This window comes from Bradyrhizobium sp. CCBAU 51627 (assembly GCF_028128765.1).
Classification (GTDB): Bacteria; Pseudomonadota; Alphaproteobacteria; order Rhizobiales; family Xanthobacteraceae; genus Bradyrhizobium.
Map to the genome: position 1 here is coordinate 18,350 of NZ_LBJG01000005.1, position 20,581 is coordinate 38,930.

Here is a 20,581-nt window from a genome sequence, read left to right on the forward strand (position 1 = left end):
CAATGGGACGCATCATCTGCTGTGGTCTCGGCCCCGGCGATCCAGACCTGATGAGCGTACGCGCCGATCGCACGGTGCGCGGCGCCAGGCATGTCGCCTATTTCCGCAAGACGGGCCGTCCCGGCCAGGCGCGGCGCATCGTGGAGGGCATGCTGGCGGCCGACGTCACCGAATATCCCATGGAGTATCCGGTCACGACCGAGCTCGCCTTCGATAGCCCTGAATACGTCCAGCTGCTCGCCGGCTTCTACGACGAATGGGCCGAGCGCCTGGCGCGGCTTGCGCGCGCCGTCGACGTCGTCGTGCTCTGCGAGGGCGATCCATACTTCTACGGCTCCTTCATGCATCTGCACACGCGCCTGCAAGGCCGGGTCGAGATCGAGGTGATTGCCGGCATTCCCGGCATGGTCGGCTGCTGGAACGGCGTCGGCCAGCCGATCGCGCTCGGCGATGACGTGACGACGGTGCTGATGGGCACGCTTCCCGAAGCCGAGCTCGAACGCCGCATGCGCGATTCCGATGCGCTCGTGATCATGAAGACCGGCCGCAATCTTGCAAAAGTCCGACGCGCGCTCGCGTCCGCCGGCCGGCTGGACGATGCCTGGCTGGTCGAGCGCGGCACCATGCCGGGCGAGCGTGTTGTCCAGCTCGGCGAGATCGACGCAGCCGACTGTCCATACTTTGCGATCGTGCTCGTGCACGGCAGGGGCCGGCTGTCGGACGCAGCCGAATGACGGGCACGCTGACCATCGCGGGCCTCGGCCCGGGCAGTGAGGCGCTGGTAACGCCGGAGGTTTCCGCTGCGCTCGCCACTGCCTCCGATATCTTGGGCTATGCGCCCTATGTCGCACGCGTCGCGCCGCGGCCGGGACTGATGCTGCATCCGTCCGACAACCGCGAGGAGTTGCAGCGCGCGCGTGAGGCATTGCGCCTTGCCGCCGAAGGCGGGCAGGTTGTGATCGTATCTTCCGGTGATCCCGGCGTGTTTGCAATGGCCTCGGCGGTGTTCGAGGCGCTCGAACAGGCACCGCAATATCAGGACGTGCCGATCCGCGTGCTCCCGGGTATCACCGCGATGCTGGCCGCCGCCGCGCGCGTCGGCGCGCCGCTGGGCCATGACTTCTGTGCGATCAACCTGTCCGATAATCTCAAGCCGTGGGCGGTGATCGAGAAACGCCTGCGGCTCGCGGCCGAAGCTGATTTTTCGATCGCGATGTACAATCCGCGCTCCGCAAGCCGGCCGGAAGGATTTGGTCGCGCGCTGGCGGTGTTGAAGGAGGCCGGCTGCGGTGAGCGCCTGGTGATCTTCGCGCGCGCGATCAGCGCGTCAGACGAGAAGATCGTCACCGTGTCGCTGGACGAGGCCGCGCCCGAGATGGCCGACATGCGCACGCTGGTGATCGTCGGCAATTCGCAGACGCGCCGCGTCGGCCGCTGGGTCTATGCACCGAGGCAGGTTCGATGACCGAGCCACTGCATCACCTCAGCGACGCTCTCCACGCGCGGTCTTTCGGGCAATTGCGGCCGGGAGATCATGATCACGGGCAGGCCGAGCAGGTGCGCGGCATCGATCTTGGCGCGGGCGCCGTCGCCGCCGGAATTGCGAGCGACGATCCAATTGGTGTCTCGCTCGCGCATCATCTGCAACTCGCCGTCGAGGGTGAAGGGTCCGCGCGACACGATCACGTCGGCCGCGAAGGGCAGGGGCGCTTCAGGAGGGTCGACGAACCGCAGCGTGTAGGCGTGTTGCGGCTTGCTCGCGAACGGCGCGATGTGCTGACGGCCGATTCCGAGGAACACGTTTGCCGGCGCTTCGGGCAACGCGGCGACCGCTGCGTCGACGTCAGCCACGTCGATCCAGGTATCACCGGGCGCCCTGCTCCAGGGTGCGCGTTCCAGCGCAATCAGCGGCGTGCCAGTTTCCGCGCAGGCTTCGATCGCGTGACGACTCATCTCGGCAGCGAACGGATGCGTCGCGTCGATCACATGCGTGATGCCTTCGCGCCTGATGGTCTCGGCAAGCCCGCTCACGCCGCCAAAGCCGCCGATGCGCGTCGGCAGCGGCTGATCCGCCGGCGCGCGGGTGCGACCGCCATAGGAATAGACGGCATCGATGCCAGCGCGCGCGATCTCCGCGGCGAGCAGGTTCGCATCGGCAGTTCCGCCCAGAATGAGGGCGCGCATCATGTCTGATCCCTGGCTGACCATCATCGGTATCGGCGAAGATGGCCTTGCCGGGCTGTCCGAAGCAAGTCGAAAGGCGCTCGCCAACGCGGAAACCGTCTTCGGCGGCGAACGCCATCTCGCGCTTGCAGGCGTCGGAAGCCGTGGTCGCGCGTGGCCCGTGCCGTTCGACGCAACTATCGTGCTGAGCTGCCGAGGCCGGCCGACGGCGGTGTTGGCGTCCGGCGATCCGTTCTGGCACGGCGCCGGTGCGAGCCTCGCCGAAAAACTCGAGGCGAGCGAGTGGATCGCCCATCCGGCGCCATCGACCTTCTCGCTCGCTGCCGCGCGGCTGGGCTGGCGCCTTGAAGCCACCGCCTGCCTCGGTCTCCATGCCGCGCCGTTCGAGCGTCTTGTCCCCCATCTGGCGCAAGATGCGCGGATCATTTGTCTCGTGCGCGACGCCAAGGCTGCCGGTGATCTCGCGAAATGGCTGACACGACGCGGATGGGGTGCCTCGCTCGTGTGGACTCTCGAGGCGCTTGGCGGCCCGCGCGAACACATCGGTCAGCACCGCGCCGATCTTTTTGCTGAGGACTTTGCCGGCAAGCTGGTTGCGCTGGCCGTGCAGGCGCGGGGAGGCCAAGGCATTCCTCGCAGCTCTGGCCTTGCGGATGATCTCTTCGTCCATGACAGCCAGATCACCAAGCGGCCGGTGCGTGCGCTCGCGCTCTCGGCGCTGGCGCCGCGTGCTGGCGAGCGGCTATGGGACATCGGCGCAGGCTCGGGCTCGATCTCGGTGGAATGGGCGCTGTGTGGGGGAGCCGCGACGGCGATCGAGGCGCGCGAGGATCGCGCCGCGAACGTGCACAGCAATGCAGCGGCATTCGGGCTGGCGCATCGGATCACGGTGGTCACTGGACGGGCGCCGGAAGCGCTCGCAGGGCTCGATACGCCGGATGCCATCTTCATCGGCGGTGGTCTCGATCGCGCAATGTTCGATGCGATCTGGTCGCGTCTCTCGCCGGGCGCGCGGCTGGTCGCACATTCGGTGACACTGGAAACTGAAGCGCTGTTCGGCGAGTTGCATCAGCAACACGGCGGCGAGTTGATGCGGGTCGAGATTGCGCATGCCGCTCCGCTCGGCCGCTACCGCTCGTGGGAGGCGGCGCGGCCGGTGGTTCAGTGGAGTGTGGTGCGATGAAGGTCGCCGGGCTCGGATTCAAAAAGGACGTGACGCTCGCCTCGCTGCGCGAGGCGCTTGCAGCAGCCGGCGGTGCCAATGGCCTCGCAGCAATGGCTACCGTGAGCGACAAGGCCGATGCAGAGGCATTGAAGCAGCTCGCGCGCGAGTGCGGCGTGCCGATCAAAGCCGTGCCGGCCGATGTCCTTGCGCGCATCGACACGCCCACGCGGTCGGAGCTCGTCGTCGAAAAGTTCGGCACCGGCTCCGTTGCCGAAGCGGCGGCGCTCGCTGCAGCCGGCGCTCGCGCGCGGCTCCTCGCCACCCGCGCGATTTCGCAGGACCGCACCGCGACCGCGGCGATCGCCGAAGGAGATGGCCCATGACGGTGCACTTCATCGGTGCCGGGCCCGGCGCTCCCGACTTGCTGACCCTGCGAGGTCGCGATTTGATCGCCGCCTGTCCGGTCTGTCTCTATGCCGGTTCGTTGGTGCCTGAAGGCGTGTTGGCCCATTGCCCGCCGGACGCGCGTATCGTCAACACCGCGCCGCTGTCGCTCGATGAGATCATCACGGAGATTGCCGCCGCGCATGCCCTGGGCAAGGACGTTGCGCGGCTGCATTCCGGCGATCTCTCGATCTGGTCGGCGATGGGCGAGCAGCTTCGCCGCCTGCGTGCGCTCGGCATTCCCTTCACGGTGACGCCAGGCGTTCCCTCGTTTTCGGCTGCAGCTGCTGCTCTGGAAGCTGAGCTGACACTGCCCGGACTTGCGCAAACAGTCGTGCTGACGCGCACGCCGGGCCGCGCCAGTGCGATGCCCGAAGGCGAGAAGCTCGCCGCCTTCGGCGCGACAGGCGCGGTGCTCGCCATCCATTTGTCGATCCATCTGCTCGACAAGGTCATCGCCGAGCTGACGCCGCATTACGGCGCGGACTGCCCGGTCGCGATCGTCTGGCGCGCGAGCTGGCCGGACCAGCGCATCATTCGCGCGACGCTCGGCACTCTCAATGCGATGGTGGGCAGCGAGATGGAGCGCACCGCGCTGATCGTGGTCGGCAATACGCTTGGAGCAGCGGATTTCGACGAGAGCCGTCTTTACGCCGCCGACTACGATCGCCGCTACCGGCCGGTTGGTGCCGAGCCGCGCTTTCCGGAGGTGTCGTGATGGCGGCAGGCCTCGTCATCTCCGCACCGGCCTCCGGCGTCGGCAAGACCACGCTGACGCTGGCGCTTGCGCGCGCCTGGCGCAATCGTGGCTTGAAGGTACAGTGTTTCAAGAGCGGCCCGGACTACATCGATCCCGCCTTCCATGCCGCCGCCACGGGACGCGCGTCCGTGAATGTCGATAGCTGGGCGATGAATCGCGCCACGATCGCGCACCTGGTCAGCCGTGGCGCGGACGCCGATGTCGCGCTCGCCGAGGGCTCGATGGGCCTGTACGACGGCGTCGCTACGCGCGGTGTCTGCGGCACCGGCGCTACTGCTGATGTTGCGGAAATGCTCGGCTGGCCGGTGGTTCTGGTGATGGATCCCTCCGGGCAGGCGCAGACGGCCGCGGCGATTGGCGCAGGCCTGCGCGATTATCGCGCTGGCGTGCGCCTTGCAGGCGTCGTGCTCAACCGCGTCGCCAGCCCGCGTCACGAGGATCTCGTGCGGCGTGCGCTCAACGACGCTGGCATTGAGGTGTTCGGCGCGCTGCCGCGCCATGCCGAGATCAGCCTGCCGAAACGGCATCTCGGCCTGGTGCAGGCCGAGGAGCAGGCCGAGATCGGCAAGCTGATCGACGAGGCCGCGCACTTCGTTGCCGAGCATGTCGATCTCGATGCCGTGCTGCGCTCGGCGACAAGCTGGTCGCCGCAACAGGCGGTGAACGGCCTGAACGTGACGCCGCCCGGCCAGCGCATCGCGCTCGCCCGTGATGCCGCGTTTTCGTTCGTCTACCCGCATATGCTGGAAGCCTGGCGCGTGGCCGGCGCCGAGATCTCGACATTCTCGCCGCTCGCCGATGAGACGCCTGATGCGAGCGCCGATGTCTGCTGGCTGCCCGGCGGCTATCCGGAGCTTCATGCCGGCAGGATCGCCGCCAATGCGCGCTTCCGCAGCGGCCTGTGCGCCTTCGCCGAGACAAGGCCCGTGCACGGTGAATGTGGAGGCTATATGGTACTGGGGACCGCTTTGACCGACGCGGACGGTATCAGGCACGAGATGACTGGCCTGCTTGGCCTTGAGACCAGCTTTGCCAAACGCCGCATGCATCTGGGCTATCGTCTGGCCGCGCTGGCTGCACCCATGCCGGGACATCAGGTCGGCGCGCGCCTGCGCGGCCACGAGTTTCACTATTCGACGATCCTTGCCCAGCCCGATACGCCGCTGGCGGTCGTGCAAGACGCGACCGGCGCGGTCATCGCCGAGACCGGCTCGCGGCGCGGGCAGGCCACCGGCACGTTCTTCCACCTGATCGCGGAGGACCGGTGAGCGGTTTTGTCTCTTTCGTCTCCGCCGGCCCCGGCGATCCCGAGCTGCTCACGCTCAAAGGCGCTGCGCGGTTGCGCGAGGCCGATGTCGTGCTCTATGACGATCTCGCCTCGGGTGCGATCCTCGATCTCGCGCGGCCCGGCGCCAATCTCGTCGCGGTCGGGAAACGGGCAGGGCGTCCCTCGACAAAGCAGCACCACGTCAACCGTCTCCTGGTCGATTACGCTGCGACGGGCGCGCGCGTGGTGCGGCTGAAGTCGGGCGATGCGGGCATCTTTGGCCGGCTCGAGGAAGAGCTCGAGACGCTGCGCGACGCCGGCATCGGCTATGAGATCATTCCCGGCGTGACCTCGGCCTGCGTCGCCGCCGCGCAGGCCGGCATCCCGCTGACGCGTCGCCACACCTCACGCCGGGTGCAATTTGTCACCGGGGCTGATGTGACGGGCGAGCTGCCGCCAAATCTAAACTGGGCAGCGCTGGCCGATCCTGATGCGACGACGGTGGTTTATATGGGCCGGCGCACCTTTCCGGCGCTCGTCGCAAGACTGATCGAGCACGGCCTTTCACCGGACACTCCGGCGCTGTTCGCCGAATCGCTCGGCCGCGCCGATGAGCGGCTGGTCCGCACGACGATTGCCGAGCTCGCCGCGCAGCTCGCGAGGGGCGGTGCCGCATCCACGGCCGCCGTCATCATGTTCGGCGCGCTGGCGGAGGGCGGATCGTCATGATGACGCTCTCTCTGATCGGCATCGGTTGCGGCGATCCGGAGCAGCTCACGCGCGCCGCGGTCGAAGCCATCAACGGCGCCGATCTCGTCCTGATCCCGCGCAAGGGGACGGCAAAATCCGATCTCGCCGATCTCAGGCGCACGATCTGCGCCGATGTGCTTACCAACGCCACGACGCGCATCGCCGAATTCGATCTTCCCGTGCGCGACGCGGGCGAAGCGGATTATCGCAAGGGCGTGGACGATTGGCACGACGCCGTTGCCGCGGCCTGGTCGCGGACGATCGCAAGCCATCTCGGCGACGAGGGCAGGGTCGCGCTGCTGATCTGGGGCGATCCCTCGCTCTACGATTCGTCGCTGCGCATCGTGCGGCGGCTCAATCCGTTACCCAAAATCGAGGTCGTGCCCGGCATCACCTCGATCCAGGCACTGTGCGCGGCGCATGCGCTGCCGCTCAACGACATCGGGGAGCCTTTCCTTGTGACGACAGGGCGCCGCCTGCGTGAGGGCGGCTGGCCTGAGGGCGTCGACACCGTGGTGGTGATGCTCGACGGCGGCACGGCGTTCCAGTCGCTCGATCCTGACAGAATTCAGATCTGGTGGGGCGCCTATCTCGGCATGCCAGATCAGGTCATCCTGTCCGGCGCGCTGGCGGAGGTGGGCCCGCGTATCGTCGCTGCGCGGCAGGCCGCCCGCGTGCGTCACGGCTGGATCATGGACAGTTACATTCTCAAGCGCAGGCCATAAGCGAGGCAGCATGCTCCCTGAATGGGTCACCCAGAAATGCCCCGAGATCTCTGCCGCTCATCGCGAGGCGGCGATCGCGCGGCAGGGACAACTGACAAAGCCGACGGGTGCGCTCGGCCGGCTCGAGCAGCTCGCGATCGAGCTTGCCGGCTTGCAGGCGACCGAACGCCCTCGCGCCGCACGCGTGCCGATCATCGTCTTCGCCGGCGATCACGGCATTGTTGCGCAGGGTGTGTCGGCCTATCCGCAAGGCGTCACCATCGCGATGATGGCGAATTTTGCCGCCGGCGGCGCTGCGATCTCGGTGCTGGCGCGCCAGCTTGGTTCGACGCTCGAGGTCGTCGATGCCGGAACGCTGGCGCAGGAAGAGATGCCGGGCGTTGTCACCGACAAGCCGCGTCACGGCACGCGCGATTTCAGCATTGAGGCTGCGCTGAGGCCCGCCGAGCTGGCTTTTGCTTTTGAAACCGGACGACGCGCTGTCGCGCGTGCAGAGGCCAATCAGCCCGATCTGCTGATCTTCGGCGAGATGGGGATCGGCAACACCACGACCTCGGCCGCGATCGCAGCGAGCCTGCTCGGCGTCAGCGCTGAGGAGATCGCGGGCAGCGGCACCGGCGTCGATGTGGCGGGCCGTGCACACAAGGCGCGTGTGGTGGAGGCCGCGATTGCGCGTCACGGCTTGGCGGGTGCTTCGCCCGAAGAGATCCTGTGCGCCGTCGGCGGTCTCGAGGTCGCGGCGATATCAGGCGCGATCATTGCGGCTGCGCAGGCGCGCATCCCCGTGCTGATCGACGGGTTCATCGTGTCGGTTGCGGCGCTAGCGGCGGCGCGGCTGAACCCATCGTGCCGCCCGTTCCTGCTGCCGTCACACCAATCGGCGGAGCAGGGGCATCGGCTGGTGCTGCGCGCATTGAACGTGCAGCCGCTGATCAGCCTCGATCTCAGGCTCGGCGAGGGGTCGGGTGCTGCGATCGCGCTGCCGCTGGTGCGATCGGCCTGCGGGCTCCACAACGACATGGCGACCTTTGCACAGGCCAATGTGCCGGATCGGCCGGCCTGATCAGGTCACGCGCTGATTGACCGAGGCGACACGCCAGCCGGTCGTGAGCCGGTCGATCCGGGTCAGCGACAACGGATTGATCACGAAGCGTAAGGCCGCTTGTGGCGTCAGATCGAGCGCGATGCAGAGCGCCGCGCGGATCGTGCCGGAATGCACAAGCAGCGTTGCCGGACCCGCGCCGATCCGTGCGAGGCCGAGCCTGACGCGCGCGACCTGATCTTCAAAGCTCTCCCCACCGGGCGGCCGGCCGCGCGCCGGATCTGTCCAGAATTGCGCATAGGTCTCGCCACCGGTTGCGGCGAGCTCGTCGTGCCGACGGCCGGTCCAGTCGCCAAAATTCTGCTCGCCGAATTCGCCCACCAACTCGGGTTCGAGCCCGAGCGCTCGGGCTGTTTCGACGGTGCGTCGCGCCGGGCTCGCATAGCTCGCGGCATCGCGCGGCAAGCACCGACGCAGCGCCTCCAGTTGCGCGCGATCGCCGAGGTCGGCCGGCGCTTCAGCCGCATGGATGGTGCCCGCAATGCCGTCGACGGGGGCATGCCGTATCAGCCAGAGGAAGGTCTCGCCTTCCATGCAAATCTCCCAGGGAAGTTGGCCGCCGTGGCTTATCGTCGCGTCTGGCACTTTGACTCCGTCTTTGCCGTCATCCTAGATGGCGATGACGGTTTCCCCGAAAGGGGATGAAAAGGGAATGCGGTGCGGGCAATTTGTCCCCAATGCCGCAACTGCCCCCGCAACTGCAAGCGGTGAATCCGACCCGTTCCCGCTGCGACGATGACGATAGATCCCTTTCCGCCGCCCGTCTTTCGGTGTAGCTCTGCGCCCACCTAAGCGGCGGCCGAAAGTCGGGCCGCCGAAATCATGTAAGGAGGCAATCAGGATGTATCCGAAAGTTCAGATGTTCATCGCCGGCGAGTGGACCGACGGCACCTCCGGCAAGTCGGAGGACATCCTCAATCCCGCCACCGGCCAGCCGATCGGCAAGACCCCGCACGCCTCGAAGGCGGATCTCGACCGTGCGCTGGAAGCTGCCAAGGCGGGCTTCGAAGTCTGGCGCAAGACCTCGCCGTTCGACCGCTACAAGCTGATGCGCAAAGCGGCCGACATCATCCGCTCGCGCGCCGCCGAGATCGCCCCTGTCATGACCATGGAGCAGGGCAAGCCGGTGGTGGAAGCCCAGGGCGAGACCATGCTGGCCGGCGACCTCATCGACTGGTTCTCCGAGGAAGCCCGCCGCGCCTATGGCCGCATCGTGCCGCCGCGGATGGGCAACGTCTCTCAGCTCGTGACCAAGGAGCCGGTCGGCCCGGTTGCCGCGTTCACGCCCTGGAATTTCCCGATCAACCAGGCAGTCCGCAAGATCTCGGCCGCGCTCGCGGCCGGCTGCTCGATCATTGTCAAGGGGCCGGAAGAGACCCCAGCGAGCTGCATGGAGCTGGTGCGCGCCTATGCCGACGCCGGCATTCCGCCCGGTGTGGTCCAGCTGGTGTTCGGTGTCCCGTCGGAAGTGTCCGAATATCTCATTCCGCACCCGATCATCCGCAAGATCAGCTTCACCGGCTCGACCGCCGTCGGCAAGCATCTGGCCGCGCTCGCCGGCCTGCACATGAAGCGCGTCACCATGGAACTCGGCGGCCACGCGCCGGCGATCGTGTTCGCGGATGCCGATCTCGACAACGCCGCGAAGATTTTGTCGGCCAACAAGTTCCGCAATGCCGGTCAGGTCTGCGTCTCGCCGACTCGGTTCCTGGTGCACGAAAGCGTCTACCAGCCCTTCGTCGACAAGTTCGTCGCGGCGGCGAAGAGCCTCAAGGTCGGCAACGGCCTCGACAAGGACACCCGCATGGGCCCGCTGGCCAACCCGCGCCGTGTCGACGCGATGGAAGGTCTTGTCTCCGACGCGGTCCAGCGCGGCGCCAAGGTCCAGGCCGGCGGCAAGCGTATCGGCAATGAGGGCTTCTTCTTTGAGCCGACCGTCATCACCGACGTGCCGCGCGAGGCCCGCATCATGAACGAGGAGCCGTTCGGCCCTCTGGCGCCGATCACCTCCTTCCGCAGCTATGACGAAGTGGTGGCCGAGGCGAATCGCCTGCCTTACGGCCTTGCGGCCTATGCTTACACCACCTCGACCAAGATGATGCAGGCGATCGGCGCCGACATCGAGAGCGGCATGGTGTCGATCAATCATCACGGCCTCGCGCTGCCGGAAGTGCCGTTCGGTGGGATCAAGGATTCCGGCTACGGCTCCGAAGGTGGCCTCGAAGCGATCGAGGGCTATCTCAACACCAAATTCGTGACCCAGGCGAGCGCGTAAAACGCGCGCGACTCATTGCAGGGCGCGTCACGGCATGCCGTGGCGCGCTCTTCTATTTTGCAGTGACAGCACCCGCGGATAGCGTGACGAGGCACATCAGTGCGGCGAGCATCCAGAATGCCGCAGGCAACCCGGCGGCATGGGAGACAAAACCGATGCCCGCGGGGCCAACCAGAACACCGGCATAGCCGGCGGTGGTGATCGACGCCACCGCAAGCCCCGTGGGCATCGCGGTCTGCCTGGCGGCGCCGCGGAACAACACCGGCACGAGGTTCGACGCGCCGAGGCCGATCAGCAGGAAACCGGCGATGGCAATGGCCGCGCTCGGGGCGAGCAACAGAACTGCAAGTCCCGCGACGGCAAGCAGGCTTCCCCCGACCAGCGTTGCGCGGTCGCCGACACGTGCGACCACGACGTCGCCGCCGAGCCGACCGGCGGTCATCGCGATCGAGAACACGATGTAGCCGAGCCCGCCGCGCGCCTCGCTGACGAGGCCCTTGCCGATAACGAGGAGCGCGCCCCAGTCGAGCACGGCGCCTTCGATCAGGAAGGTGATGGCCGCCAGCAGCGCGAGCAACAGCACGATGCCGTGTGGCAGCACGAACAGCGGCCCCTCCTGAACCTGCGCCGACCGCAGCAGGCGCGGCCAAGCGAGCGCCATCGCAATCAGCATCAGCAGGGAGCAGATCAGAGCGCTCGCGAGCGGTCCAAGATGAAACGACAGCAGCCCCGTCATGATCGCGGACCCGGCGAAACCGCCGATGCTGAAGAGCGCGTGGAAGCCCGACATCAGCGGTTTTCCCGCCGCGCGTTCAACCTCGACGGCGTGGATGTTCATCGCGACGTCGATGGAGCCGAGCGCGGCGCCGAATGCCAGAAGTGTCAGCGCCAATGTCACGGGCGTGCCGGCGAGGACCAGCAGGGGCAAGATCAGCGCAAGACCAATTCCACCCACGATGATGATCGGCCTGCTGCCATGGCGTGCGCTCAAAATGCCCGTCGCGAGCATCGCGACGACCGATCCGATGCCGAGGCTGAGCAGCAGCAAGCCAAGGACCGCATCATCGACCGCGAGCCGCTCCTTGGCGAACGGCACCAGCGGCGCCCAGCAGGCGATGCCGAAGCCGGCGACCAGGAACGAGAGACGCGTGGCCAGCCGCGTCGCCGGCCGGTCGGCTGAGGTCATCGATGAAACTCCGGAAGGGGGATGCAGCGCGCGATCGCAGGCAGGGGTGGGATCTAAATCATCAACCGGAAGCGAACGCCAGAGTCTCGGCGAAGCCGTGAGTTGACGATTTGTATCATGATGATGTCGTTCGTCGCGCTGTCGTTGCGAGTGCACAGCGAAGCAGTATTTCCTCTTCATCCCGTTTCTGACGATCCTGCATAGCCGTTCGGCTTTTGTGGGACGCCGAAGGGGGATGCGCGGCATGAAAGCTGCTTGGCTGGAATACCGGCGCGAGGCTGCGTTATGCTGCGTGCGCCGACACGCCCCTGAAGTTGAAATCCTCAAGCCTCGCCAGAAAAGCTGCCAAAATCAGGAACCCGCTGATGCGTATCGTCAATGTGGCCGCCGCCCAGATGGGGCCGATCCAGAAGGCCGACAGTCGCGAGGCCGTGGTCAAGCGCATGATCGCGCTGATGGACCAAGCGAAAGCAAAAGGCGCCGACCTGATCGTCTATCCGGAACTGACGCTGACGACGTTCTTCCCGCGCTGGTACGTTGAGGACCGGGCCGAATTCGACATCTGGTTCGAGCGCGAGATGCCGAACGCCGCGACCAGGCCGCTGTTCGAGCGCGCGGCACAGCACAGAATCGCGATGAATTTCGGCTATGCCGAGCTGACGCCTGACGGCCACCATTTCAACACCGCGATCCTGACCAATAAATCAGGCAACATCGTCGGCAAATATCGCAAGGTCCACCTGCCGGGCCATGCGGACTATGACAGCAAGTGCTCGCACCAGCATCTGGAGAAGCGGTATTTCGAGCCGGGTGATCTCGGCTTCAATGTCTGGCGTGAGCTTGGCGGCATCATCGGCATGGCCATCTGCAACGACCGCCGCTGGCCGGAGACCTATCGTGTCATGGGTCTGCAAGGCGTCGAGATGGTGTTGATCGGCTACAACACGCCGTCGGTGAATGCGGAACGAAGCGAAGAGGGCGTCGAGAAGCGCCTGTTTCACAACCGTCTCTCGGTGCAGGCCGGTGCCTATCAAAATGCGACTTGGGCGGTCGCCGTCGCCAAGGCCGGCATCGAGGATGGCCATCCGCTGTCCGGCGGCAGCCTGATCGTCGATCCCAATGGCGAGATCGTCGCTGAAGCCAGGACAGAGGACGACGAGCTTCTGGTCCACGCTTGCGATCTCGACGCCACGACCTTCGGCAAGACCACGATCTTCAACTTTGCCGCGCATCGCCGCATCGAGCATTACGGACTGATCACCAGCCGTACCGGCGCGGTGCCGCCGCCGGAGAAGTGACGCCGATGGCCTTCCTGCAAACTGGCGATCATCTCGCTCGAGCCTATCATGGAGTGCCTCATGACTGAACCCACCTACGACCTGATCATCCGCGGTGGACGCGTCGCGACCACGACGGATGTGTTCGAAGCCGATGTTGCGGTCTCCGGCGAGACCATCGCGGCCATTGGTCGCGGCCTTCCGCCGGGCAGGCGCGAGATCGATGCGCGCGGCAAGTTCGTGCTGCCCGGCGGTGTCGACAGTCATGCGCATATCGAGCAGCTGTCGGCGGCCGGCATCATGAATGCGGATACCTTCGAGAGCGCGACGGTCTCCGCCGCTTTCGGCGGCACGACAACGGTGATCCCGTTCGCGGCCCAGCATGTCGGCATGAAGTTGCCGCAGGTGGTGGAGGACTATCACGCGCTGGCCAGGAAAGGCTCGGTCATCGACTACGCCTTTCACATGATCGTCGCGGACGCGACGAAAGAGACGGTCGAGGAGCACATTCCGGCGCTTGTCAAGCAGGGGCACGCCTCGATCAAGATCTTCATGACCTATGACCGGCTCAAGGTGGACGACGAGCCGCTGCTCGACATTCTCCTGGCTGCTCGCCAGTCCGGCGCGATGTTGTGCGCCCATGCCGAAAATCACGGCATCATCGCCTGGATGGTGAAGCGTCTGCTCGCGCGCGGTTACACGATGCCGAAATACCACGCTGTCAGTCACGCCCGCGTGTCGGAAGCAGAGGCCTTCACCCGCCTGATCGGCATGGCCGCGCTGATCGACCAGCCGATCATGATCTTCCATGTCTCGACGGCCGAAGGCGCCAAGGTGATCCGTGACGCGCGCGGGCAGGGGCTCAAGGTCTTCGCCGAAACCTGTCCGCAATATCTGTTCCTCACGGCTGGTGATCTCGACAAGCCCGGTGTCGAAGGCGCCAAGTGGATGTGCAGCCCGCCGCCGCGCACGCATGCCGACCAGGAAGCGCTGTGGCAGGCGCTGTCGCTCGGTGATCTCCAGACCATCTCGTCGGACCACGCGCCATATCGCTATGACGAGACCGGCAAGCTGAGGGCGGGGCCGAACCCGAATTTCAAGCAGGTCGCGAACGGCCTGCCGGGACTGGAGTTGCGGCTGCCGCTGCTGTTCGATGCGATGGTGGCGAAGGGGCGGCTGGGTCTCGAGAAATTCGTGGAGCTGACCGCGACGGCGCCCGCGAAAATCTACAATCTGCATCCGCGCAAGGGCTCGATCGCGGTCGGCGCCGATGCCGACATCGCGATCTGGGATCCCCATCGCGAAACCACGATCGCTGACGAGATGATGCACGATCTTGCGGGCTACACGCCGTTCGCGGGCCGCAAGCTGAAGGGTTGGCCGGTGTCGGTGCTGTCGCGCGGCCGGTTGATCATCGACGGAGATAAATGTCTCGCGAGCGCCGGAAGCGGAAAATTCCTGGCGCGCAGCGGCGGCGGGGCGGCGACGCCGACCGGCCGCCTCGTGGCAGACATGGATCCTGAGCGGAATTTCGGAGCAAAACTGCTGTGACCGCGGAGGGGGCGCGATGAAGATCGTCACCCATGGGAGCTCTGCGAGCGGGCTAAACCCTTGAGTGCTCTCTGGCTGCGGTCGGGCCAATGCTGCTGCGCAACGACGGCCAACAGCCGATGAGAACCCGCCGGCGAAGGTCCGGTGGCTGGCATACCATTTGCACGCAAATGGGCTCGGTTTCACCTGCCCTTGGCCAATGAACGGCCGGCATCACGGCACTACTGGGAGGATTTCATGGATCGCAGGACCGTATTGAAGGGATTGGCCGGCGCGGGCGGTCTGGCATTGACCGGCCTATCGGCCCCGGCGATTGCCCAGGGGACAGCGGCGCGCACCCTGCGTTTCGTGCCGCAGGCCAATCTCGCCAATTTCGATCCCATCTGGGGCACCCAATATGTCGTGCGCAATGCCGCGGCCCTGGTCTGGGACACGCTGTACGGCGTCGATGCCAAGCTCCAGCCGCTGCGCCAGATGGTCGAGTCCGAGGAGACCACCGACGACGGTAAGACCTGGACGTTCAAGCTGCGTCCGGGGCTCAAATTCCACGATGGCGAGCCGGTGTTGAGCAAGGACGTCGTCGCGAGCCTTTCCCGCTGGGCCGCGCGCGATCCGATGGGGCTGATGATCCTTGCGATCCAGCAGGAATTGACTGCCGTCGACGACCGCACTTTCAAGTGGGTCCTGAAGCAGCCCTTCCCGAAAATGCTCTATGCGTTGGCGAAGAACAATTCGCCCTGTGCCTTCATCATGCCCGAACGCATCGCCAAGACCGATCCGTTCAAGCAGATCTCCGATTATGTCGGCTCCGGGCCGATGAAGTTCGCCAAGAGCGAATGGGTGCCCGGCGCCAAATCGGTGTTCGAGAAGTTCGCCGATTACGTACCGCGGCAGGAGAAGGCGTCGTGGCTTGCCGGCGGCAAGCAGATCCTGGTCGATCGGGTCGAGTGGCTGGTGATGCCGGATCCGGCGACGGCGGCCGCGGCCTTGCAGAACGGCGAGGTCGACTGGTGGGAGAACCCGATCGCCGATCTGGTGCCTGTGTTGAAGAGCAACAAGAACATCAGCGTCGATATCGGCGATCCCCTCGGCAATATCGGCTCGTTCCGCATGAACCATCTGTTCGCGCCGTTCAACGACGTGCGGGCACGGCGCGCGGTGCTGATGGCGCTCAGCCAGGAGGACTATATGCGCGCCATCGTCGGCGACGACGATGCACTCTGGAAGCCGCTGCCCGGCTTCTTCACGCCCGGTACGTCGCTCTATAGCGAGATGGGCGGCGAGATCCTCAAGGGCAAGCGCGATCTCGGCGCGGCCAAGAAGCTGCTCGCCGAGAGCGGCTATTCCGGCCAGCCGGTGACCTGCCTCGTTGCGCAGGACCAGCCGATCACCAAGGCGCAAGGCGATGTCACTGCCGATCTTCTCAAGAAGCTCGGCATGAATGTCGACTTCGTCGCCACCGATTGGGGCACGGTCGGCTCCCGCCGCGCGCAGAAGACGCCGCCGGGACAGGGCGGCTGGAACATGTTCCACACCTGGCATGCGGGCGCGGACTGCATCAATCCCGCGCCCTATACCGCCATTCGCGCCAATGGCGACAAGGCCTGGTTCGGTTGGCCCAACAGTCCCAATACCGAGAAGGAGGTCACGGCCTGGTTCGACGCCAAGAACCTGGACGAGGAGAAGGCTGCGGTCGGCCGGCTCAACAAGGCGGCGCTTGATGATGTCGTCTACGCGCCGACCGGCTTCTTCCTGACCTACACCGCCTGGCGCAAGAACGTCTCGGGCATCACCAAGGGACCGCTGCCGTTCTTCTGGGGCGTATCGAAGACCGCATGATCTGAGGCCAGATGCTCTCCTATATCCTCCGGCGCATCCTCGCCACCTTGCCGGTGATGGCGATTGTTGCACTGTTTGTGTTCAGCCTGCTCTACATCGCGCCGGGCGATCCCGCCGTGGTGATCGCGGGTGACCAGGCGAGCCCGGAGGATGTGGAGCGCATCCGCCAGAGCCTCGGCCTCGACCGTCCGTTCCTGATCCAGTTCGGAAGCTGGGTCTGGCGCATCCTGCACGGCGATCTCGGCACCTCGATCTTCACGAACCTGCCGGTCTCGGCGATGATCGGGCAGCGTCTCGGGCCGACGCTGTCGCTGATGATGGTCACGCTGCTGCTGACGATCGTGGTCGCGGTGCCGCTCGGCGTTCTGGCGGCGTGGAAGGCCGGCAGCTTCATCGATCGGGTCATCATGGGCTTTGCGGTGTTCGGCTTCTCACTGCCGGTCTTCGTCGTCGGCTACATGCTTGCCTATGTCTTCGCGCTCGAGCTCGAATGGCTCCCGGTGCAGGGCTATACGCCGCTCACGGAGGGCTTCTGGCCCTGGCTGGAGAATTTGATCCTGCCGGCGATCGCGCTCGGCTGCGTCTATATCGCGCTGGTCGCGCGCATCACCCGCGCGGCCATGCTCGAAGTGTTGCAGCAGGACTACATTCGCACCGCAAAGGCGAAGGGTCTGGGGCAGGGCGGAATCCTGTTCATTCATGCGCTGAAGAACGCGGCGGTGCCGATCGTGACCGTGATCGGGATCGGCATCGCGCTTCTGATCGGCGGCGCGGTCGTGACGGAGAGCGTGTTCGCGATTCCCGGTCTCGGCCGTCTCACGATCGATGCAATCCTGCGCCGCGACTATCCCGTCATCCAGGGCATCGTGCTGCTGTTCAGCTTCGTCTACGTCCTCGTCAATCTGATGATCGACGTCACTTATACGCTCGTTGACCCGAGGATCCGCTATTGACCGACACGACCGTCAATCCGCAGGCGCTCCCCGCCGGCCTCGTGCTGGCGCCGCAGCTGCCGGATGTCCTCCGGCCCGTCACGATCCGGCGCGGTTTCATTGGCTTCCTGCGCAGCCATCCCACCGTTGCGATCGGCGGCGCGCTGCTGCTGGCGCTGGTCTTGATCGCGATCTTTGCGCCGTATCTCTGGACGGTCGATCCGACGGCCCTGGCGCCGGCCAAGCGCACGAGAGCGCCGTCGGCGGCATTCTGGTTCGGCACCGACGTGCTCGGCCGCGACATCTACTCACGCGTGCTGTTCGGCGCGCGGGTCTCACTCACGGTCGGGCTCTCGGTTGCGATGCTCGCATCCGCCGCAGGTCTTGCCATCGGCCTCGTCTCGGGCTTCGTCCGCTGGGCCGACGGCATCTTGATGCGCTTCATGGACGGGCTGATGTCGATCCCGCCGATCCTGCTCGCGATCGCCCTGATGGCCCTGACGCGCGGCAGTGTCGGCAATGTCATCCTGGCCATCACCGTCGCCGAAATCCCGCGCGTCTCGCGCCTCGTGCGCAGCGTAGTGCTGTCGCTGCGCGAGCAGCCCTATGTCGATGCGGCAGTCGCCTGCGGCACGCGCACGCCGATGATCATCCTGCGCCACATCCTGCCCAACACCGTCGCGCCGATGCTGGTGCAGGCGACCTACATTTGCGCCAGTGCCATGATCACCGAGGCGATCCTGTCCTTCATCGGCGCCGGCACGCCGCCGACTATTCCGTCCTGGGGCAATATCATGGCCGAGGGCCGCGCGCTGTGGCAGGTCAAGCCCTACATCGTGTTCTTCCCGGCAGCATTCCTCTCCGTCACCGTGCTCGCCGTGAACCTGCTCGGCGACGGACTTCGCGATGCGCTCGATCCGCGCATGGCCAAGCGTCTTTGACGAGCCGAGGCTGATTGCGATGGCGTTGCTCGAAGTCGAAAATCTCCAGACCCACTTCCGCACCCCTGGGGGCATCAACCGGGCGGTGGACGGGGTGTCCTTCCACGTCAATGAGGGCGAGACGCTCGCCATTGTCGGCGAATCCGGCTGCGGCAAATCGGTGACCTCGATGTCGCTGATGCGGCTGATCCCGGAGCCGCCGGGCAGGATCGCAGGCGCCATCCGCTTTGCAGGCAGGGACCTCCTGCAACTGTCCGACCGTGGGATGCGCGACATCCGCGGCAACGACATCTCGATGATCTTTCAGGAGCCGATGACGAGTCTCAACCCGGTCCTGACGGTCGGCCGCCAGATCCGCGAGACGCTGATGTTGCATCAGGGCCTCGACAAGCCGGCGGCCGAAGCGCGGGCGGTCGAGATGCTGACACTTGTTGGCATTCCCGAGCCGAAGCGGCGCGTGCGCGAATATCCGCACCAGCTCTCCGGCGGCATGCGCCAGCGCGTCATGATCGCGATGGCACTCGCCTGCAATCCCAAACTCCTGATCGCGGACGAGCCGACCACCGCCCTCGACGTCACCATCCAGGCGCAGATCCTGAAGCTGATGCTCGATCTCAAGCGCCGCGTCGGGGCCGCGATCATCCTGATCACGCACGATCTCGGCGTGGTCGCCGAGATCGCCGAGCGCGTCATGGTGATGTATGCCGGCCGCAAGGTCGAGGAGGCGCCGGTGGCCGAACTGTTCCGTTTCCCGCGTCATCCCTATACGCAAGGGCTGCTCGGTGCGGTGCCGAAGCTGGGCTCGTCGCTATCAGGCACCGCGACGCGGCTCGCTGAAATTCCTGGGCAAGTGCCCGATCTGCGCAAGCCGATCACCGGTTGCGTGTTCGCCGGCCGCTGCGCGATCGCGACTGATCTCTGCCGGCAACATGCCCCTGGTCTGGAAGAAAAGGGGCCGCGTCACATCGCTGCCTGCCACTACGCCGCCAAGGGAGCCGTCGCGGCATGAGTACCCCGCTGCTCCAGGTCAATGACCTCAAGAAGCATTTTCCGGTCAAGAGCGGCTTGTTCGGCGGCAAGTCCGAGTGGGTCTACGCCGTCGACGGCGTGTCGTTCGAGATCGCGCGTGGCGAGACGCTGTCATTGGTTGGCGAGTCCGGTTGCGGCAAGTCGACGGTCGGTCGCGCGATCCTGCGGCTGTTCGACGTCACGTCCGGCCAGGTGATCCTGGACGGCCAGCGCATCGACGATGCGCCTCCGAGCACGATGCGCCAGATGCGCCGCCGCGTCCAGGTGGTGTTCCAGGATCCGTTCTCGAGCCTCAATCCGCGCATGCGCGTGCGCGACATCCTGGCCGAGCCGATCCGCAATTTCGGCCTTGCCAAGTCAGCGACGGATCTCGAGACGCGTGTGACGGCACTGATGGACACCGTGCGCCTGCCGCGCGAGGCGCTGAACCGCAGGCCGCACGAATTCTCCGGCGGGCAGCGTCAGCGCATCGGGATCGCACGGGCGCTTGCGGCCGAGCCCGAGCTGATCGTTTGCGACGAGGCAGTCTCGGCGCTCGACGTCTCGGTCAAGGCCCAGATCGTGAACCTGCTGCAGGATCTTCAGCGCGAGTTCGGCCTGGCATTGCTGTTCATCAGCCATGATCTCGCGATCGTCGAGCATATGACCCACCGTGTCGCGGTGATGTATCTCGGCAAGATCGTCGAGGTCGCGCCGCGCCGGGAGATCTTTGCCGCGCCGCGACATCCCTACACCAAGGCGCTGCTCTCGGCGGTCCCGCTGCCGGAGCCGGGGGCCAAGCGCGATCCCATCATTCTCGGCGGCGACGTGCCGAGCCCGATCAATCCGCCGAGCGGATGCCGCTTCCACTCCCGCTGCCCGTTCGTGTTCGACCGCTGCCGAAAGGAAGAACCGGAGCTTCGCTCGACCGACGGCGAGCAATGGGTGGCCTGCCACCTCGATGCGCTGCCGGCGGGATAAGCGATTGCCACGGCTGCCTGATCGGGCCCCGTCGCCTTAAGCCACCCAGAGGCATCTTCATCCCGCGACTTCCTGCGCTCGGGCGCGTCACGGCGGCGCTCCGCACCGACGTTTGCGACCGCACGCATGTGCGGCAGCCGGTCGTCATTCTGGCGCTCCGACGCGATCTGCCATTGACAGGTTGCCCAAGGTGA

20 protein-coding genes and 1 riboswitch are annotated in these 20,581 nt (G+C 66.0%); of the genes, 17 read left to right on the plus strand and 3 right to left on the minus strand.

Going from position 1 to position 20,581, the window contains the following annotated elements; translation table 11 throughout:
* Positions 1 to 2 precede the first annotated feature (2 nt).
* Both XH88_RS02250 and cobJ read left to right on the plus strand, forming a co-directional pair.
* On the plus strand, positions 3 to 734 hold the full coding sequence (locus XH88_RS02250; RefSeq protein WP_271613793.1) for a precorrin-2 C(20)-methyltransferase: 732 nt from the start codon (positions 3 to 5) through the stop codon (positions 732 to 734).
* Entirely contained in the window at positions 731 to 1,465 is a 735-nt protein-coding gene (gene cobJ, locus XH88_RS02255) for a precorrin-3B C(17)-methyltransferase (RefSeq protein WP_271613794.1), read from the plus strand. The genes XH88_RS02250 and cobJ overlap by 4 nt, the downstream gene beginning before the upstream one ends.
* Here the strand turns inward: cobJ and XH88_RS02260 are convergent.
* A complete protein-coding gene (locus XH88_RS02260) occupies positions 1,441 to 2,187 on the minus strand; it encodes a cobalt-precorrin-6A reductase (RefSeq protein WP_271613795.1) in 747 nt (248 codons plus the stop codon). The two genes, cobJ and XH88_RS02260, sit on opposite strands and share 25 nt — an antisense overlap.
* Between XH88_RS02260 and cbiE the strand changes: the two genes are divergently transcribed.
* Genes cbiE through cobT form a run of 7 tightly spaced genes read left to right on the plus strand, consistent with a single transcriptional unit; the run spans position 2,186 to position 8,358 of the window.
* Complete coding sequence (gene cbiE, locus XH88_RS02265; protein ID WP_271613796.1) at positions 2,186 to 3,367, plus strand: precorrin-6y C5,15-methyltransferase (decarboxylating) subunit CbiE; 1,182 nt, start codon at positions 2,186 to 2,188, stop codon at positions 3,365 to 3,367. The two genes, XH88_RS02260 and cbiE, sit on opposite strands and share 2 nt — an antisense overlap.
* Positions 3,364 to 3,732: a cobalamin biosynthesis protein gene (locus tag XH88_RS02270; protein WP_271613797.1), complete on the plus strand. Its 369-nt coding sequence runs from the start codon at positions 3,364 to 3,366 to the stop codon at positions 3,730 to 3,732. Before cbiE ends, XH88_RS02270 begins: the two co-directional genes overlap by 4 nt.
* Complete coding sequence (gene cobM / locus XH88_RS02275) at positions 3,729 to 4,511, plus strand: precorrin-4 C(11)-methyltransferase (RefSeq protein ID WP_271613798.1); 783 nt, start codon at positions 3,729 to 3,731, stop codon at positions 4,509 to 4,511. Before XH88_RS02270 ends, cobM begins: the two co-directional genes overlap by 4 nt.
* On the plus strand, positions 4,511 to 5,821 hold the full coding sequence (locus XH88_RS02280; protein ID WP_271613799.1) for a cobyrinate a,c-diamide synthase: 1,311 nt from the start codon (positions 4,511 to 4,513) through the stop codon (positions 5,819 to 5,821). The genes cobM and XH88_RS02280 overlap by 1 nt, the downstream gene beginning before the upstream one ends.
* A complete protein-coding gene (gene cobA, locus XH88_RS02285; RefSeq protein WP_271613800.1) occupies positions 5,818 to 6,549 on the plus strand; it encodes a uroporphyrinogen-III C-methyltransferase in 732 nt (243 codons plus the stop codon). The genes XH88_RS02280 and cobA overlap by 4 nt, the downstream gene beginning before the upstream one ends.
* The gene (gene cobF / locus XH88_RS02290) at positions 6,546 to 7,295 is read left to right on the plus strand and encodes a precorrin-6A synthase (deacetylating) (RefSeq protein WP_271613801.1); all 750 of its coding nucleotides are present in this window, start codon (positions 6,546 to 6,548) and stop codon (positions 7,293 to 7,295) included. The genes cobA and cobF overlap by 4 nt, the downstream gene beginning before the upstream one ends.
* A 10-nt stretch (positions 7,296 to 7,305) precedes the next feature.
* Positions 7,306 to 8,358: a nicotinate-nucleotide--dimethylbenzimidazole phosphoribosyltransferase gene (gene cobT, locus XH88_RS02295; RefSeq protein WP_271613802.1), complete on the plus strand. Its 1,053-nt coding sequence runs from the start codon at positions 7,306 to 7,308 to the stop codon at positions 8,356 to 8,358.
* Here cobT and XH88_RS02300 read toward each other — a convergent pair whose 3' ends face one another.
* Entirely contained in the window at positions 8,359 to 8,931 is a 573-nt protein-coding gene (locus tag XH88_RS02300) for a histidine phosphatase family protein (protein WP_271613803.1), read from the minus strand.
* Between the two features lie 72 nt (positions 8,932 to 9,003).
* A riboswitch (cobalamin riboswitch) is annotated at positions 9,004 to 9,230 on the plus strand.
* 8 nt (positions 9,231 to 9,238) lie between these two features.
* Here XH88_RS02300 and XH88_RS02305 point away from each other — a divergent pair.
* Entirely contained in the window at positions 9,239 to 10,672 is a 1,434-nt protein-coding gene (locus tag XH88_RS02305; protein WP_271613804.1) for an NAD-dependent succinate-semialdehyde dehydrogenase, read from the plus strand.
* A 52-nt stretch (positions 10,673 to 10,724) separates the two neighbouring features.
* Here the strand turns inward: XH88_RS02305 and XH88_RS02310 are convergent, their stop codons facing one another.
* Positions 10,725 to 11,858, minus strand: coding sequence for an MFS transporter (locus XH88_RS02310; protein WP_271613805.1), 1,134 nt, complete (start codon positions 11,856 to 11,858; stop codon positions 10,725 to 10,727).
* Between the two features lie 365 nt (positions 11,859 to 12,223).
* On the opposite strand from XH88_RS02310, the gene XH88_RS02315 reads away from it, so the two are divergent.
* From XH88_RS02315 to XH88_RS02345, 7 genes are all read left to right on the plus strand, one after another.
* Complete coding sequence (locus XH88_RS02315; RefSeq protein ID WP_271613806.1) at positions 12,224 to 13,156, plus strand: N-carbamoyl-D-amino-acid hydrolase; 933 nt, start codon at positions 12,224 to 12,226, stop codon at positions 13,154 to 13,156.
* Positions 13,157 to 13,216: 60 nt separating this feature from the next.
* Positions 13,217 to 14,686 carry a dihydropyrimidinase gene (gene hydA, locus XH88_RS02320; protein WP_271613807.1) on the plus strand — a complete coding sequence of 490 codons (1,470 nt, stop codon included), beginning with the start codon at positions 13,217 to 13,219 and terminating at the stop codon, positions 14,684 to 14,686.
* 237 nt (positions 14,687 to 14,923) lie between these two features.
* On the plus strand, positions 14,924 to 16,525 hold the full coding sequence (locus XH88_RS02325; RefSeq protein ID WP_271613808.1) for an ABC transporter substrate-binding protein: 1,602 nt from the start codon (positions 14,924 to 14,926) through the stop codon (positions 16,523 to 16,525).
* Positions 16,526 to 16,536: 11 nt separating this feature from the next.
* Complete coding sequence (locus XH88_RS02330) at positions 16,537 to 17,478, plus strand: ABC transporter permease (protein ID WP_271613809.1); 942 nt, start codon at positions 16,537 to 16,539, stop codon at positions 17,476 to 17,478.
* Positions 17,475 to 18,398: an ABC transporter permease gene (locus tag XH88_RS02335; protein WP_271613810.1), complete on the plus strand. Its 924-nt coding sequence runs from the start codon at positions 17,475 to 17,477 to the stop codon at positions 18,396 to 18,398. Before XH88_RS02330 ends, XH88_RS02335 begins: the two co-directional genes overlap by 4 nt.
* 19 nt (positions 18,399 to 18,417) lie before the next feature.
* The gene (locus XH88_RS02340; protein WP_271613811.1) at positions 18,418 to 19,407 is read left to right on the plus strand and encodes an ABC transporter ATP-binding protein; all 990 of its coding nucleotides are present in this window, start codon (positions 18,418 to 18,420) and stop codon (positions 19,405 to 19,407) included.
* Positions 19,404 to 20,387, plus strand: coding sequence for an ABC transporter ATP-binding protein (locus tag XH88_RS02345; RefSeq protein ID WP_271613812.1), 984 nt, complete (start codon positions 19,404 to 19,406; stop codon positions 20,385 to 20,387). Before XH88_RS02340 ends, XH88_RS02345 begins: the two co-directional genes overlap by 4 nt.
* The last annotated feature ends 194 nt before the right edge of the window (positions 20,388 to 20,581 follow it).